Source organism: Paenibacillus sp. NPDC058898 (assembly GCF_049316025.1).
Classification (GTDB): domain Bacteria; phylum Bacillota; class Bacilli; order Paenibacillales; family Paenibacillaceae; genus Paenibacillus_AQ.
On sequence record NZ_JBMOSM010000003.1, the window covers coordinates 500,910 to 517,095 of the forward strand.

Below are 16,186 nucleotides of genomic sequence, written 5' to 3' on the forward strand. Positions count from 1 at the left end.
ATATATGCCCAGGAGACGTAAATTTCGGGCCGACCGATTGAAACGGCCGGCTACTAAGCCAGGCCGTTCCGTTTGTTGACGATGATTTCTGCGATTAGCACGGCATTCCATGCTGCATCCTTCAGAAAATGATCTGAAACGATCCACATGTTAAGTCCGCACTGATGTCCCTCCAACAGCTTGAGGATCTTTTGCCCGACTGCGCCAGTTGCTCCAACAACGGCCACATTATAATAATGCTCGGTCATATGGCTAAATTCCCCTTCATGAATGAAACTGCAGCTGTAACTTTCTATGTTGCCCTTATTGATCAAAAGGCTTTATCGCGGTTAACGCGAATATTCAACGATCATCGGCTGCAGCTGCTTCCCTTCTAGGGCCGCATAACACGCTTCCGGAATCAAATCCATTTTGGCGACAAGCGAGTTAGGCTTCTGCTGCGGATTATCCTGTCCGTAAGGAACAAAATAAATATTTTTCGTTACAAGCAGCTTCGCGATATTCGCCGCATTCAGTCCAAGGCCATCATTCGTTGAAATCGCCAGAACCAGCGGTCTGCAATTTCTCATCTGCGCCTTGGCTGCCATTAACACAGGGCTGTCAGTCATCGCATTGGCCAGCTTGCTGGTCGTGTTTCCCGTACATGGGGCGATAACCAAAACGTCAAGAAGCTTGGATGGGCCTAGCGGTTCCGCCTCCACAATTGTAGAAATAATATCATTCCCGGTTATTTCTTTCAACTGTTTCTGCCAATTCTCCGATGTGCCGAATCGGGTATCCGTTGTCATAATAGTGCTGGACACAATCGGCACCACATTCGCTCCACCATTTTTGAACCGCTGGATCTGCGGCATCACTTCTTCAAGCGTGCAGTGCGATCCTGTCAGGGCATAACCCACTGTTATTCCATTCCAATTCATCTACGCATCCCCCCGAATCTTGATTTCTTCAGAAATCAGCTCCACCAGCGTATTGGCCATGATGATGCCGGCTGTTTTAGGAGCCACGATTCCGGGTAGTCCGGGTGCGAGCATGGCTTTGATACCCCGTTTTTCAGCATAGCGAAAATCGCATCCACCGGGTGCGGAGGCAAGGTCGATGATGACAGCCTCCCGAGGCATTTTCGAGATGATTTGTGCTGTGACTATCATAGTTGGAATCGTGTTAAAAAGCAAGTCAATATCCGACACATAAGAACTCAGATCCCTTACCAGGAAGGGCTTCCAGCCCATTTCCTCCGCTCTGGCATAGTGCTCCGATTTACGTACGCCCATCCGAATTTTGGCACCCAGGCCTTGCAGGCTGCGCGCCATGGTGAATCCTGTCCGTCCCATGCCAAGCACCATGCTGGTTGATCCGTGAATCGTAAAATCCGTGTTTTGGATCGCCATCATCAGTGCACCTTCCGCTGTCGGAATGGAATTATAGATGGCTACATCGTCCCTCTCCAAAATCTCTACCAGCTTGATCTTATATTTGTCACATAGCGAGCGCAAATAGGGCTTCGCCATGCCTGTATAGATCACTCCATGTCCAGGCATCGCTGCGATATGCTCCTCCTGCAGTCGCAATGCCCCCTCTGAGAACAGCGCGCTGACACGTCCCTCATCATCACATCCCACGACAGGCAGGATCAGAGCATCAGCATTCGATAACAGCTCTGGCGTGAGCAGCTCGCGAGTCACTCCCTGAAAAGAATCCTGCAGTTTCTCAAACCCGGCGATCATGACGGAGGCATCCATCTCAGCGCATTTTCGTATGACTTCAATTTGCCTTGCGTCTCCACCTACAAAGACGGTCCGGACTCCAGTCAGCATGGAAGACCTCGCTCCTTTCTTCTAACCAACGTATAAACCATCTTATGCCGTCGCCTATAGGGTGGTGAGCGCATTTCAATTAAACTACCGCCTTAACGCAATAAAATAACACTATAGATGGAGAGTCGGATCCGAAGCCATTTTGCATGGACGCTAACGCAAAAAACACCGCCCGGCTAGGCCGGAGCGGTGTGCTTGGTAAAACCATGATGATGATATCCATAAATTATCTATAATATAGATTACTTGCCGGTATGACCGAATCCGCCTGCACCCCGTACGGTATCGGACAACTCGTCAACTTCCATGAATTCTACCGCCGGGACGGTTTTGAACACCATCTGGGCAATGCGTTCATTACGCTCAATTGCAAATGGCTCTTGTCCTAAATTCACCAGCAGCACCTTCACTTCCCCGCGATAATCAGCATCAATCGTGCCTGGAGAATTCAAGCAGGTAATACCATGTTTGTAGGCCAGTCCGCTGCGCGGACGGATTTGAGCTTCAAGCTCGGCCGGCATGGCAATCGCAAAACCGGTCGGGATTAATTTGCGTTCGCCCGGGTTCAATACCACCGGCTCATGAACCGCCGCGTGCAGATCAAAACCTGCAGCTAGTTCGGACATTTTCACGGGAAGTTTCACATCTTCATTACCTGGCAATCTATTGATTTGAACGTAGTGCAACAAATTCATTCCTCCTAAGTACATTCAGTGCTTTATCTGAAGTTCCTACCATCGCTAGTGCATATGGAGTCCCGAACATGCGGTCAAGAACCGCGTCGACATCCTTCATGTCAACCTGCTCAATCCGTTTAATAATTTCATCCAGGCTAAAATGGCGACCCAGCATTAATTCGTTCTTACCCAAGCGATTCATGCGGCTGCTCGTGCTCTCCAGACTCAGAATGAGACTGCCCTTCAGTTGTTCCTTCCCTTTGCGCAGCTCTTCCTCTGTCATACCGTTCTGTGCCAGATCCTGCAGCATTTCCGTGGTTAGTTGAAGGACTTCCTTTGTCTGTTTGGGCGCTGTGCCTGCATAAATGGTGAACATTCCGTTATCTGCGTGCGAACTATGATATGAGTATACCGAATAAGCCAGTCCGCGCTTCTCCCGGATTTCCTGAAACAAGCGTGAACTCATGCCGCCGCCAATGGCGTTATTCAAGAGTACCATTGCATACTGAAGCTCGTCTCCGATGGAGCAGCCGGGAAACGACATGCAGATATGATTCTGCTCTGTTTTCTTCTTACGGAACTGAACACCATCCAAAAAGGCAGGCACGGCCAGCAGTTCGGAGCTGCCGTGATTGGCAAAGCCGCCAAAATGACGCTCCAATAACTCAATCGCATCCTCATTAATGTTGCCTGCCAGAGCGATCACTGTATTCTCAATGGTATAGTGTTTGTCCATGTAATTTCTCAGCGCTTGCGAATCCATCGATTCCAGCCGTTCCTTTGTGCCAAGAATCGGATAAGCCAGCGGATGATCGCCGTATGCCGATAACGACATCAGGTCATGCACCAGATCATCCGGTGTATCCTCATACATCGCGATCTCTTCCAGAATGACATTCTTCTCTTTGGCTAACTCGCCCGCATCCAGCTTGGAGTTGAAGAACATGTCGGACAGCACGTCAACCGCAATCGGAAAATGCTCATCCAGCACCTTGGCGTAATAACACGTATATTCCTTGGACGTAAAAGCGTTGACGTTGCCGCCGATAGCATCAAATTCTTCAGCAATGGCACGGGCGTCAAAGCGATCGGTCCCTTTGAACATCATGTGCTCTATAAAATGCGTTATCCCGTTGATGTCCTCCGATTCATTGCGGGATCCGGTCTTCACCCAAATACCGAATGAAACCGAACGACTTGTCGGGATTTGCTCCATAACCACTCTTAGGCCGTTAGACAATTGTATTTTTTTCACGAGGGCCCCCCTAACTGTTCCATCCAGGCTCACTTTGGCTGATTACCAGCCTCATGCCATCCATTCATTCTATCAAACTTTACCATGCCGCTCAACTTCCCTTCGGCATAATTCGCTCAGGAGAAAGCGTCTGGCTCACGGTTCCGATTTCCAGCCCTTTGGCCCGTATTCCGTCAATCATTCCCTTTAACGCCCGGGACGAGGAATCCGTGGGATGCATCAAAATCAGGAAACCCGGCTCCACCTTCGTGGAGATTTTCTGAACGACAGCATCCGGTGCAGGATGCTTCCAATCGACCGTATCGAGCGTCCACAGGACCGTCTTCAATCCCCTTGCCTGGGCGATGGATACGGTCTGCTGATTAAAATCGCCAGAAGGCGGCGCAAACCATTTGTTCTCCACACCGAGGCTTTCTTTGAGCAGATCCTGCGTCTTCGCGATTTCCAGTTCCGCCCGATCTCTGCTGAGACGGCTCATATTCGGATGCGTATAGGCATGATTCTCCACCTCATGACCTCGTTTCAGAATTTCGCCGGCAAGCTCCGGGTTCTTCTTCAACCAGCTCCCATCCAGGAAAAAGGTCGTCTTCACTTTCTCCGCATCCAGCGTGTTCAGCATCGGCACCAGAAATTCATTCCCCCAGGCCACGTTAATCATCAACGATACCATCGGCTTGTTGGGGTTGCCCCGATAAATCGGTTGCTCTCCAAGATCATTAAGCGTTACTTTGGCCGGAATTTGCCGGTATACGTAAGGAACGGCCTCTCCAGCTTTTCGCTTTTTCGACGATGCTGCTTGGTATGTAGCTTCAATATCGATCTCAAGTCCATTATAACCGGGAATCGCTTTCCACACGGAGTCCACCCTGGCATCCACCGGCTCAATGCGTGATTTTGCCGCAGCGGCTTCGATTTGACTCAATAAATTCAGATCTACTGCATTCTCTGAACCGCTAACGAGTTGCCCCACGGGTTTAATCTGCAGTCCCGAAACATATCCCCAGGCCCCGCTGAACACGGCAACAGCCGACACCATTGCGGCACCGGTTAGCAGCACAACCATCTTTTTTCCATTCATGGGCATATCCACCCTCCCCTTGAGAAGCTTTGTCCCATTTTATGTAGCTTCAGGAGGAAATATGTGCCTTAAAGTGGGCCTATGCCGTGAAGCCTATTGTAGATGCTTGTTCAAGACTAGAGGATTCCCATGGGCCGAAAAGATTAAAAAAAGAGCCAGAATGATAGGTTCTGCCTCTTTTCCTTGTATCTATATGCTGTTAAACAAACCAAGCGCGGATTAAGATCCGCTCTTGTTTGTTTCCGCAGTCAAAACCGCTTTGCGAGACAGGTTAATCCGTCCCTGCTGGTCGATTTCGGTAACCTTCACAGTAATGACATCACCGATGGCAACCACGTCCTCTACCTTCGCTACGCGCTCAGTCGAGAGCTGGGAGATATGAACAAGCCCGTCTTTGTTAGGCAGAATTTCAACGAATGCACCGAATTTCTCAATCCGTTTGACAGTACCTGTATAGATTTCGCCAACAGCTACCTCACGGACGATGCCTTCGATAATCGAAAGAGCTTTTTTGTTCATCTCATCGTTGGCAGATGCAATGAACACGCGGCCGTCTTGTTCGATATCGATCTTCACGCCGGTTTCCTCGATGATTTTGTTAATGATCTTGCCGCCGGCACCGATCACATCGCGAATTTTGTCCGGGTTGATCTGCATCGTAATAATCTTAGGCGCATATTGGGACAACGTTTCTCTTGGCTTTTGAATGGCTTCTGCCATTTTTCCAAGGATATGCATGCGTCCTTCTTTTGCTTGCTGCAGTGCTTCCTGCAAAATCGCGCGGTCAATACCGTCAATTTTGATATCCATTTGAATGGCGGTAACCCCGTCAGGTGTCCCTGCCACTTTGAAGTCCATGTCGCCGAGATGATCTTCCATCCCTTGAATATCTGTCAAGATGGAAACATGATCTCCGTCTTTAATCAAGCCCATCGCCACGCCGGCTACAGGAGCTTTGATCGGCACCCCTGCATCCATCATAGCAAGTGTGCTTGCACAAATACTCGCTTGGGAGGTCGAACCATTCGACTCAATTACTTCGGACACGAGACGAATCGTGTACGGGAATTCCACTTCATTCGGAATAACCTTCGACAATGCACGTTCACCAAGTGCACCATGACCAATTTCACGACGGCCTGGAGCGCGAAGCGGACGAGCTTCCCCTACGCTGAACGGCGGGAAGTTGTAATGGTGCATGAAACGCTTGGTCTCTTCCAGATCGATTCCATCGAGAATCTGTACATCACCTAGAGCACCTAGTGTACATACGCTAAGAGCCTGGGTTTGTCCACGTGTGAACAGACCGGAACCATGCGTTCTAGGCAGCAGACTGGTATCGCAATCGATAGGACGGATCTCAGACAGACCACGACCGTCCGGACGAACTTTGTCATGCGTGATCAAACGTCGAACTTCTTCCTTCACGATATCGTGAAGCACTTCTTTAACATCCTTCAACAACTCAGGTGTTTCGATATACTTCTCTTCAAATACGGTGTATGCTTCATCATTGATAGCGTCAATCGCATCCTGGCGAGCATGTTTCTCCTCAATGCGAACGGCTTCAACAAGACGGGCTTCGGCGAAATCACGCACTTCACGATTCACCGTTTCATTGACCGCATGAAGTTTAACTGCCATTTTTTCTTTACCGCAAGCGGCTACGAGTTCTTCGATCTTAGCTACGATTTTCTTGATTTCCTCATGCCCGAACATAATCGCTTCCAGCATGACTTCCTCAGGAACTTCGTTCGCTTCGGCTTCAACCATCATGATTGCATCTTTGGTACCTGAAACAACAAGATAGATGTCGCTTGCTTCCTGCTGTGCAATATTCGGATTCACCACAAATTCGCCATCAACACGCCCTACGGCTACGCCGCCGATCGGACCGTTAAAAGGCACATCCGAGATGCTCAAGGCAGCGGAAGTACCGATCATGGCCGCGATTTCCGGCTCGCAATCCTGATCTACGCTCATCACGAGATTCAGAACCTGTACATCATTACGGAATCCTTCAGGGAACAACGGACGAATCGGACGGTCTGTCAGACGGCTGGCAAGAATCGCTTTCTCGCTTGGTCTGCCTTCGCGTTTGATGAATCCACCCGGAATTTTACCGACTGCGTACAAACGCTCCTCATAGTTGACCGTCAATGGAAAGAAATCCAAATCCTTCGGTTCACTGGAAGCTGTCACTGTACACAGGACTGCCGTTTCGCCGTAACGAACCATCACAGCCGCATTTGCCTGCTTCGCAAGGCGCCCTGTTTCGAATACGAGGGGTCTTCCGCCAAGCTGCATTTCAACACGTGTTTCCATGTAATCCCTCCTCATGGGGATAAATTTTTTTGAAATCTTCTTCTACCATCAGCATGTCTTTTGCAAAACACTGTCCACATTTCCTAACCAGAGCCATCCAAACGGTCGAAATCGCAAACCTATGTACAGGAACAACCCGAACCGTATAGAACATTCTCCGTATAGATTGCCCCTGGTTATACCATTAAGCGAAATTTAGCGAACAGACCACGCCTACAATCTATAAGAATCTATATTAAGATAACCCCACAAAGTGGAGTTTAGGCTATGAAGCGTACGCAGTACTTTGTGGGGAGCTCGAAAACGGTAAATTGTACAATACTTAGAAAAGAGCCCGGCTGTGCCGCTGTCGTTCCAAGAAGGACAGTGGACAACCAGGCTGTTTTCGGCACATCTTATGGATGATTAGCGACGCAATCCAAGCTTCTCGATCAAAGCACTGTAACGTTTAACATCCTTGTTTTTCAAGTATGCAAGCAGCTTACGGCGTTGGCCGACCATTTTCAACAATCCACGACGGGAATGATGATCCTTCTTGTGTGTACGCAAGTGGTCAGTCAAGTTCGTAATGTTTTCCGTTAGGATAGCGATTTGCACCTCTGGAGATCCTGTATCGGACTCATGAGTTTTGTGCTCGTCAATCAGTTGTTGTTTACGTTCTTGAGTTAATGCCATCCTGTTCACCTCCCTCATTATAATCGCCGTTGGCCCAGGTACCGACGGTGAGATCGAACATCCAAGCCAAGGTTAAAATCGCCCAATCTTCAGGCGACCTCTAAGAGTATAGCATACTTTACCTGAAAAAGAAAATCCGTTTGCGAACAATTTGTCCCAAAACGTTTATTCACTGACTTCTAATATTTTGCGAGCCTCGACGGCATCTCGCTGAATCCATTCCACAAGCTCCTGAACCGATTCGAATTTATGCTCCTTGCGGATATATTGAACGATATCCACCGTCATGGTCTGATCATACAGATCCCCTTCAAAATCAAACAGATGCACCTCAAAAACAGGCTCTGTGGCCCCTTCATGGAACGTTGGCTTCACGCCGATGTTCATCACGCCCGGAATCCAGTCGTGATGCTTATCCGTGCGTGCCCGAACGGCATAGACGCCTAATGCAGGTACCACGAACGGATCCGTCAATTCCAGGTTCGCGGTAGGAAAACCGATCTTTCTTCCCCGCTTCTCCCCATGAATGACCGTGCCGCGGATATGATAATTCCGTCCGAACCAGCGGTTTGCATCCGACAGCTGCCCCGTTTTCAAGGCAATCCGTATGGATGAACTTCCTACCTTCTCGCCATCAACCAAGAATGGCGGAACCGTAACGACAGACATCCGGTCTTCACCGAGTTCCTGAAGTTTGACTGCGTCACCGGCGCCTTTATGGCCGAAACGGAAATCAAACCCGACCACCACTGTTTGAAGATTCAAGGGAAACAGCATCTCTTCAACAAATGTTTCCGGACTTACCTGGGAGAATTCCTTATTGAACTCGACAACGTACAAAATATCGATGCCCATCTCCTCAAGCAACTGCTGCTTGTCAGGCTGAGGCGTCAGATATCCCTCGTAGCTTCCTTTACCAATCACGTCTTTCGGATGAGGATAAAAGGTAATAACGGCGGCTGGCACTCCATTCTCCCGCGCAATATTGACTGCGGTTGAAAGCACGCTGGCATGTCCCAGGTGAAGACCGTCGAACTGGCCGATTGCAGCTACCTTCGGCTCGGCAGCTTCTCGTACGATATCAGAAGATACAGGATAAGATAAAGAAACAATCCTCATGATTACTCACCTCCACTCACTAAATCCAGTCATGCTTAGGAAAATACTTTCACAGGAACGATAGCCCCTGTCTCCTCTTGCCGCTGATAGATTCCCAGAAAGTTTTCCTTTATATCATACAAGCGAATAGGCTCCGAGCTGTCAACAGGTGGTTCTACCGCTCTCGAGGACAAGCGCTGTCCCTGCAGGGCAGCATCCGTTTTCTCTTCAGAAACCGTATGCTTCGGCAGATAATCAATCGCTTGATCCACGGGAATAAGCCGGGTGTGCAGCGTTTCATCCTTCATGAACTGCTCAATTTGCTCCAGGGTTAAGCACTGCTCCTCCGTGATTCCCGCCGATACTGTGCGTACCAGCTTAACCATGACAGACGGCACGCCGAGTTTCCTCCCGATATCCACGCAAAGCGTGCGGATGTATGTACCTTTGGAGCACAATACTCGAAAAGAAATTTCCGTATACTCCCCTTCAGCATCAAAATCCGTCATTTCGATTTCATGAATCGTTACGGTCCGGCTCTTGCGCTCCACGGTCTTACCTTCTCTGGCAAGCTCGTATAATCGTTTACCATTGATTTTGACAGCGGAAAACATGGGTGGGATCTGAGAAATCTGGCCTGTAAAAGATTGCAGCGCTTCAAGCGCCTCTTCTCTGGTCACATGAACATCATCTACCGTCTCTACTACTTGCCCAGTGATATCCTCGGTATCCGTCGAATATCCAAGACGGAGGACCGCGTGATACTCTTTAGGCAGTTCCTGAAGGTATTCCACTACTCGCGTGGCTCTCCCCAGGCATAACGGAAGCACGCCTGTTACTTCGGGGTCAAGCGTACCCGTATGTCCAATTCGCTTCAAACGAACCATTCCACGAACCTTCGCCACCACATCGTGGGATGTCCAGCCTGCCGGTTTGTGAACGGCCAAGATACCTTCTAATTGCGTCATAGCTTTAATCTCACCTGCTCTACTACTCTAGGGATGATGTCATGAAGGGAGCCTTCAATGCTGCAACCGGCTGCCCGAACATGGCCGCCTCCTCCAAATAACTGGGCTAATGCCGCAACATCCACTTTTCCGGCTGAACGCAAACTCGCCTTGACCATTCCGGATTTCAGTGACTTGAATAGAATCCCGACTTCAACTCCTTGAATGTTTCGGGGGTAATTCACAATCCCTTCCAGATCCTCGCTAACGGCGCCGCATGATTCCATAAACTCAGGCGTTACGTATACCCAGGCTATTTTACCATCATCCGACACACTTAACGTATTTAATGCCTGAACCAGCACTTTCATCTGTGGAAGCGTCATTTCCTCTAGTAACGTTTCCGCAATTTCAGGTCCGTTCACGCCATAGGACAACAGATCGGAAGCGATGCTCATAACCTTGGGCGATGTGTTCGAGTACCGAAAACCGCCGGTATCCGTTAGCAATCCCGTATAAATCGCTGTTGCAATATCGGTATCCCAGTCCACTTCAAACAAATTCAGCAAATCATAAAGGATTTCTGCGGTTGCTGCCGCATTCGGCACGACCAGGTTGACGGCTCCATAACGATCATTTGTTGGATGATGGTCAATATTAACGATGCTTGCCTGATCGGCAAACACCTGTTTCGTATAGCCTACTCTAGCAAAATCCGCACAATCCACACAAATGACGTGAGAGAACGTTCTTCCTGGCTGCTCTTCAGACAGATTGAGAATGTCTTCTGCATGCCACAACATTTTCATGCGTTTTGGAATGGGCCCCTCATTAATCATCGTGAATTTCTTGCCCAGACATGAGAGAAGCCAGCCCACCGCAAGGGTGGAACTGACTGCATCTCCATCGGGCTGAACATGCGACACAACCAAATAATCATCGTGCTCCAGCAGAAACGATTTCACCTGCTGCAGCTCTTGTTCATAGGTCTGCATTCGCCCTCTCCTTTATAAAAACGAACTACTCTATTTCTCTTCGCGATCCACGATTTCGGTCAGCAGCTTCTCAATATGGCTGCCATACGCAATGGAATCATCGAATTTGAAGATCAGCTCCGGCACATGCCGAAGTCGGATCCGCTTGCCCAGCTCGGAGCGAAGAAAGCCGCTTGCCTTCTCCAACCCTTTTAAGGAGGCTGCCTTCTGCTCGTCGTCGCCGAGCACGCTCAGGTATACCTTCGCTTGAGACAGGTCATTTGTAACATCAACACCGGTCACAGTAATGAAACCGATTCTTGGGTCTTTCATCTCCGATTGGATCAGTTGGCTGAGCTCTTTTTTAATCTGCTCGCCTACGCGCCCAGTTCTGATTTTTGCCATGGTCTGATCACCTCATTCGTTAGCGCTCTACCGTCTCCATGATGAAGGCTTCGATTACGTCTCCTTCTTTGACGTCGCTATAGCTTACCAAGGTAATACCACACTCATAACCTTGTGCCACTTCTTTAGCGTCATCTTTAAAGCGCTTGAGGGAATCGATCTTGCCTTCATGAACGACAATGCCGTCACGGATCAAGCGAGCTTCTGCGTTACGCGTAATTTTACCGGATGTCACCATACATCCTGCAATCGTACCCACTTTGCTCACTTTAAAGGTGCTGCGGACTTCCGCATGACCGATCACGGTTTCTTTGTACTCCGGATCGAGCATCCCCTTCATAGCTTGCTCAATTTCCTCGATTACATTATATATTACACGGTGCAGACGAATATCAACCTTTTCCTGCTCGGCGGTTTGTTTCGCTTGGACGTCCGGACGAACGTTAAAGCCGATAACAATCGCGTTGGAGGCAGCTGCCAAAATAATATCGGACTCCGTGATCGCCCCGGCACCGCTGTGGAGAATTTTGACGCGAACGCCTTCCACTTCGATTTTGTTCAAGGAACCTTTCAGTGCCTCAACAGAACCTTGTACGTCACCTTTGATAATCACGTTAAGATCTTTGATCTCGCCGTCCTTAATGTGTTGGAACAGGTCATCCAGCGTCACACGAGTATTCGTGTTCAACTCGGATTGACGATGGGTAATCGCACGCTTATCAGCGATATTACGCGCTTTACGCTCATCCTCAAACACCATAAACGGATCGCCGGCACCTGGAACTTCAGTCAAACCGGTAATTTCAACTGGTGTTGAAGGACCCGCTTCTTTTAATCGACGGCCTTTATCGTTCACCATCGCACGAATACGTCCAAAGCAGTTGCCCGCTACGAAGGCGTCGCCCACTTTCAATGTACCATGCTGAACGAGAATGCGTGCTACCGGACCTCTGCCTTTATCCAGCTCAGCCTCAATAACGGTACCGCGTGCGCGTTTGTCAGGATTTGCTTTGTATTCATTCACTTCTGCTACCAGAAGGATCATTTCAAGCAAGTCTTCCAGACCCATCCGCTGTTTCGCCGAAACGTTAACAAAGATGGTATCTCCGCCCCACTCTTCAGGCACTAATTCGTATTCCGTCAATTCTTGTTTAACTTTATCCGGGTTAGCATCCGGTTTATCGATTTTGTTCACGGCAACGATGATCGGCAAACCTGCTGCTTTCGCATGGTTAATCGCTTCGACTGTCTGTGGCATTACGCCGTCGTCAGCCGCAACCACGATGATCGTCATGTCCGTTACTTGTGCACCACGGGCACGCATAGCTGTAAACGCTTCGTGACCCGGTGTATCCAGGAACGTAATCTTCTTGTTATTGATCTCGACTTGGTAAGCACCGATATGCTGCGTAATACCGCCAGCTTCGCCACTTGATACGTTCGCGGAACGGATCGCATCAAGCAGCGTCGTTTTACCGTGGTCGACGTGACCCATAATAGTAACGACTGGTGGACGCTCTTTCAGTTCTTCAGGAGCATCGTTTTCTTCAACGGTCTCAAAACGATCTTCCTCTACCGGAATTTTCACTTCGACTTCTACACCGAATTCACCAGCGAGCAATAGAATCGTATCGATATCCAGCTCCTGGTTGATGGTGGCCATCACGCCGAGGAAAATCAGCTTCTTGATGACTTCGGAAGCGTCCTTATGAAGCAGCTTCGCCGTTTCACCGACGGTCATGTTGCCACGGACGATAATTTTCTTCGGCGTGTTGTCGATTTTCTCGCGAGGCGGCTGCTGATTATATTGATTCCGGCCGCGGTTGTTCTTTCCACCGCGATTGTTGCCACGGAATCCTCCCTGACGGTTGTCATCAAAACGTTTGGAGTCTGAACGATTGTTATTGTTGTTTCTGGAATTGCGGTTCTGGCCATTGCTGTTATTGCTATTGTTATTGTTGGATCCTGAGAAACCGCCTCCGGTTCCACCCGGCTTGCTCTGTGGACGTGCTCCGCCCTGGTTGTTGCTGCCCTGCGGACGCGTTCCACCTTGATTATTGCCTTGCGGACGTGCGCCGCCTTGACCTCCGCCCTGAGGACGTGATCCGGTCTGCGTGCTGCCGCCTGGTCTGGATGATTGGCTACGATTGTTCTGCTGACTTCCTTGTGCGGAGCCAGACTGAGTTCTTCGGGTATCCTGCCCTCCTTGGGGGCGCTGGGAACCTGAAGTATTCTGAGTGTTTTGATTCGTTCTACTATTCATACCTACCTGCTTTTCCTGTTGTTTTTTGGGCTGGCTTTGACCTTGTTGTCCTGGTGCTCTCTGTCCTGAATTGCGCATACCGTCCTGCCCATTACGGTTGCCTTCGGCACTTACACTAGCGGAAGTGCCTTCTGTTTTTGCATTGGATACAGTCGCAGCCGCATTGGCTCCGGAAACCGCTGGTTTACGGTTCTCGGTTCGGGAAGCGTCACCACTATCCCGCTTGGCTGCTGCATTGGATTTGATATCTTTGAAAAACTGCTCTACCTTGGACACCGTATCGTTCTCCATTACGCTCATATGGTTATTGACCGGAATGTTCAAACGTTTGAGGATCGTGATGATTTCTTTACTGCTCATGTTCAACGATTTAGCATATTCGTATACTCGAAGTTTATTGTCTTTGTTTTCCTGTTTACTCAATATACTCCACCTCCGACATTGTCTCCATTTTCTTGGAGATCATTTCTGCGAATCCTTGATCCGTAACTGCCAGCACAACCCGCTCGGGTTTACCTACACTTGTGCCCAGACTTTCCCGGTCAAATCCGATTACCAGAGGGATATTGTAAGTACCGCATTTATCGCGGAACTTCTTTGTTGTATTAACTGAGGCGTCACCCGCCAGAATAACCAATTTTGCATCAGAAGACCGGATGGCTTTGAGCACGATCTCATCCCCGGTAACCACCTTACCTGCCCTCATGGCCAGGCCGAGCTGAGAAAGCGCCCTATTCATCATCGGCAGCACTCTCTTTTGCAGCCAGGAATTCATCTTCCACCTTGATGAAATCCTGTGCCAACTGTTCATAGATCTCAGGTTTCACATGTTGTTTCAACGCTCGATCCAGTGCTTTATTTTTGTGTGCCAGCTTGAAGCAGGAAACTTTGCCGCATAAATACGCTCCCCGTCCCGATTTTTTGCCGGTGAGATCGATCAGGACAGCATCCTCGGGCGTCCTAACAATCCGGATAAGCTCTTTCTTCGGCATCATTTCCTGACACGCTACACATTTACGCAGCGGTATCTTTCTCTGTTTCAAGACGACAACCCCCTGTCATTTGGAATTAATCGACAGAGACGGAATCCTGGTGCATTTCACCTGATTGGGACTTCGGTCTGCCAAATTCCTGCTCCGCCTGACTTTCGCTCTTAATATCAATCTTCCAGCCTGTCAGCTTCGCCGCGAGACGAGCATTCTGGCCTTTGATCCCAATCGCAAGCGAGAGTTGATAATCCGGAACAATTACACGCGCCATCTTCTCATCTTCAAATACTTGAACTTCAAGTACTTTGGATGGGCTGAGCGCATTGGCCACGTATTCTTCAACCTGATCGGAATAACGCACGATGTCAATTTTTTCGCCGCGAAGCTCATTGACAATAGTCTGTACGCGCATACCCTTAGGTCCTACGCAAGAACCAACCGGATCGACTTCATCGTTGCGGGAAAATACCGCAATTTTGGAGCGGAATCCAGCTTCACGCGCAACCGAGCGAATTTCAACGACGCCATCAAAGATTTCCGGCACTTCAAGCTCGAACAGGCGCTTCAAGAGGCCCGGATGCGTACGGGACAGCATAATCTGCGGCCCCTTGGTTGTGTTCTCAACCTTGGTAATGTAAGCTTTGATCCGGTCGCCATGCTTGAACTTCTCGTTAGGCATAAGCTCGGTAAGCGGCAAGGCCGCCTCGATCTTGCCAAGGTCGATATAGATGTTGCGTAAATCTTGGCGCTGCAGCGTACCCGTTACGATATCATCTTCCTTGTCAATAAAAGCGCTGTAGATCAGGCCTCGTTCGGCTTCTCTAATGCGCTGGGTAACAACTTGCTTTGCCGTTTGAGCTGCGATCCGTCCGAAATCACGCGGCGTAACCTCGATTTCCGCTATATCTTCAATCTGAAAATGCGGATTGATTTCCCGGGCCGCATGCAGCGAAATTTCAGTCCGCGGATCCAGCACCTCGTCCACAATCAGCTTCCGCGCGAACACCTTGATGACACCCGTATTGCGATTCATGTCTACCCGTACATTTTGCGCCGTGTTAAAATTGCGCTTGTAACTCGAGATCAGTGCCGCTTCAATGGCTTCAAACAGCACATCTTTGCTGATGCCCTTTTCTCTTTCCAACTCATTCATCGCTTCAATAAAATCCATACTCATTGAAAATCGGTTCCCCCTTTCAAAACTTCCGTTTAAAAAATGATGGCCAATCTGGCACTGGCTACTTTTGCATATGGAATCACGTGCTGCTTCTTGACGGTTTGAATGACTAGCTCCTCGTTATCGAAGGATTCCAGCTTGCCTTCAAACTCTTTCAACCCGTTAATCGGCTCGTATACCGTAACAAACACGTTCTTGCCGACTGACTTCGCAACATCCTCTTTTTTCTTCAGGGGACGTTCCGCGCCAGGAGAAGAGACTTCAAGAAAATAAGCTGTCGGAATCGGATCGTTCTCGTCCAGCTTCTGGCTCAGGTATTCACTGATTAAACCGCAATCGTCAATGTCAATGCCGCCGTCTTTATCAACAAACACGCGCAAGAACCAGTTGCTTCCTTCCTTAACGTATTCCACATCTACCAGTTCAAAGCCGTGTTCGTCCAAATACGGCTGCACCATTTCTTCCACAGTCGTTTTAATCTTTGATGTGCTCAAAGAACATAACCT

General features: G+C 49.1%; 17 protein-coding genes. All 17 read right to left on the bottom strand.

Features of this window, described 5'->3' with window-relative positions; translation table 11 throughout:
- Nucleotides 1–53: 53 nt before the first annotated feature.
- The 17 genes from ACOZB4_RS10690 to rimP all read right to left on the bottom strand — a co-directional run bounded on the left by ACOZB4_RS10690 (nucleotide 54) and on the right by rimP (nucleotide 16,174).
- The gene (locus ACOZB4_RS10690; protein WP_379404863.1) at nucleotides 54–248 is read right to left on the bottom strand and encodes a hypothetical protein; all 195 of its coding nucleotides are present in this window, start codon (nucleotides 246–248) and stop codon (nucleotides 54–56) included.
- Nucleotides 249–329: 81 nt separating this feature from the next.
- Complete coding sequence (locus ACOZB4_RS10695) at nucleotides 330–920, bottom strand: dipicolinate synthase subunit B (protein ID WP_379404643.1); 591 nt, start codon at nucleotides 918–920, stop codon at nucleotides 330–332.
- A complete protein-coding gene (dpsA, locus tag ACOZB4_RS10700) occupies nucleotides 921–1,817 on the bottom strand; it encodes a dipicolinate synthase subunit DpsA (RefSeq protein ID WP_379404645.1) in 897 nt (298 codons plus the stop codon).
- Between the two features lie 242 nt (nucleotides 1,818–2,059).
- The gene (gene dut, locus ACOZB4_RS10705; protein ID WP_179090701.1) at nucleotides 2,060–2,506 is read right to left on the bottom strand and encodes a dUTP diphosphatase; all 447 of its coding nucleotides are present in this window, start codon (nucleotides 2,504–2,506) and stop codon (nucleotides 2,060–2,062) included.
- Nucleotides 2,481–3,749, bottom strand: a complete 1,269-nt coding sequence (locus ACOZB4_RS10710) for a pitrilysin family protein (RefSeq protein WP_339266186.1) — start codon at nucleotides 3,747–3,749, stop codon at nucleotides 2,481–2,483. The genes dut and ACOZB4_RS10710 overlap by 26 nt, the downstream gene beginning before the upstream one ends.
- A gap of 91 nt (nucleotides 3,750–3,840) precedes the next feature.
- A complete protein-coding gene (locus ACOZB4_RS10715; protein WP_379404648.1) occupies nucleotides 3,841–4,833 on the bottom strand; it encodes a polysaccharide deacetylase family protein in 993 nt (330 codons plus the stop codon).
- 213 nt (nucleotides 4,834–5,046) lie between these two features.
- Nucleotides 5,047–7,152 carry a polyribonucleotide nucleotidyltransferase gene (pnp, locus tag ACOZB4_RS10720; protein ID WP_339266188.1) on the bottom strand — a complete coding sequence of 702 codons (2,106 nt, stop codon included), beginning with the start codon at nucleotides 7,150–7,152 and terminating at the stop codon, nucleotides 5,047–5,049.
- 405 nt (nucleotides 7,153–7,557) lie between these two features.
- The gene (gene rpsO, locus ACOZB4_RS10725; protein ID WP_006211281.1) at nucleotides 7,558–7,827 is read right to left on the bottom strand and encodes a 30S ribosomal protein S15; all 270 of its coding nucleotides are present in this window, start codon (nucleotides 7,825–7,827) and stop codon (nucleotides 7,558–7,560) included.
- Nucleotides 7,828–7,992: 165 nt separating this feature from the next.
- Nucleotides 7,993–8,946 (bottom strand): bifunctional riboflavin kinase/FAD synthetase, encoded by a 954-nt coding sequence (locus ACOZB4_RS10730; protein WP_379404651.1) that lies wholly within the window; start codon nucleotides 8,944–8,946, stop codon nucleotides 7,993–7,995.
- A 35-nt stretch (nucleotides 8,947–8,981) separates the two neighbouring features.
- The gene (gene truB / locus ACOZB4_RS10735; RefSeq protein WP_379404653.1) at nucleotides 8,982–9,893 is read right to left on the bottom strand and encodes a tRNA pseudouridine(55) synthase TruB; all 912 of its coding nucleotides are present in this window, start codon (nucleotides 9,891–9,893) and stop codon (nucleotides 8,982–8,984) included.
- Nucleotides 9,890–10,867 carry a DHH family phosphoesterase gene (locus ACOZB4_RS10740; protein WP_379404655.1) on the bottom strand — a complete coding sequence of 326 codons (978 nt, stop codon included), beginning with the start codon at nucleotides 10,865–10,867 and terminating at the stop codon, nucleotides 9,890–9,892. The genes truB and ACOZB4_RS10740 overlap by 4 nt, the downstream gene beginning before the upstream one ends.
- A gap of 30 nt (nucleotides 10,868–10,897) precedes the next feature.
- Nucleotides 10,898–11,251 (bottom strand): 30S ribosome-binding factor RbfA, encoded by a 354-nt coding sequence (gene rbfA / locus ACOZB4_RS10745; RefSeq protein WP_076324958.1) that lies wholly within the window; start codon nucleotides 11,249–11,251, stop codon nucleotides 10,898–10,900.
- Nucleotides 11,252–11,270: 19 nt separating this feature from the next.
- Complete coding sequence (infB, locus tag ACOZB4_RS10750) at nucleotides 11,271–13,937, bottom strand: translation initiation factor IF-2 (protein ID WP_339266197.1); 2,667 nt, start codon at nucleotides 13,935–13,937, stop codon at nucleotides 11,271–11,273.
- Entirely contained in the window at nucleotides 13,930–14,253 is a 324-nt protein-coding gene (locus tag ACOZB4_RS10755; RefSeq protein WP_179090708.1) for a YlxQ family RNA-binding protein, read from the bottom strand. The genes infB and ACOZB4_RS10755 overlap by 8 nt, the downstream gene beginning before the upstream one ends.
- On the bottom strand, nucleotides 14,246–14,557 hold the full coding sequence (rnpM, locus tag ACOZB4_RS10760; RefSeq protein WP_053492673.1) for an RNase P modulator RnpM: 312 nt from the start codon (nucleotides 14,555–14,557) through the stop codon (nucleotides 14,246–14,248). Before rnpM ends, ACOZB4_RS10755 begins: the two co-directional genes overlap by 8 nt.
- A gap of 25 nt (nucleotides 14,558–14,582) precedes the next feature.
- On the bottom strand, nucleotides 14,583–15,680 hold the full coding sequence (gene nusA, locus ACOZB4_RS10765; protein ID WP_076324961.1) for a transcription termination factor NusA: 1,098 nt from the start codon (nucleotides 15,678–15,680) through the stop codon (nucleotides 14,583–14,585).
- 32 nt (nucleotides 15,681–15,712) lie between these two features.
- Entirely contained in the window at nucleotides 15,713–16,174 is a 462-nt protein-coding gene (rimP, locus tag ACOZB4_RS10770) for a ribosome maturation factor RimP (RefSeq protein WP_076324962.1), read from the bottom strand.
- Between the last annotated feature and the right edge of the window lie 12 nt (nucleotides 16,175–16,186).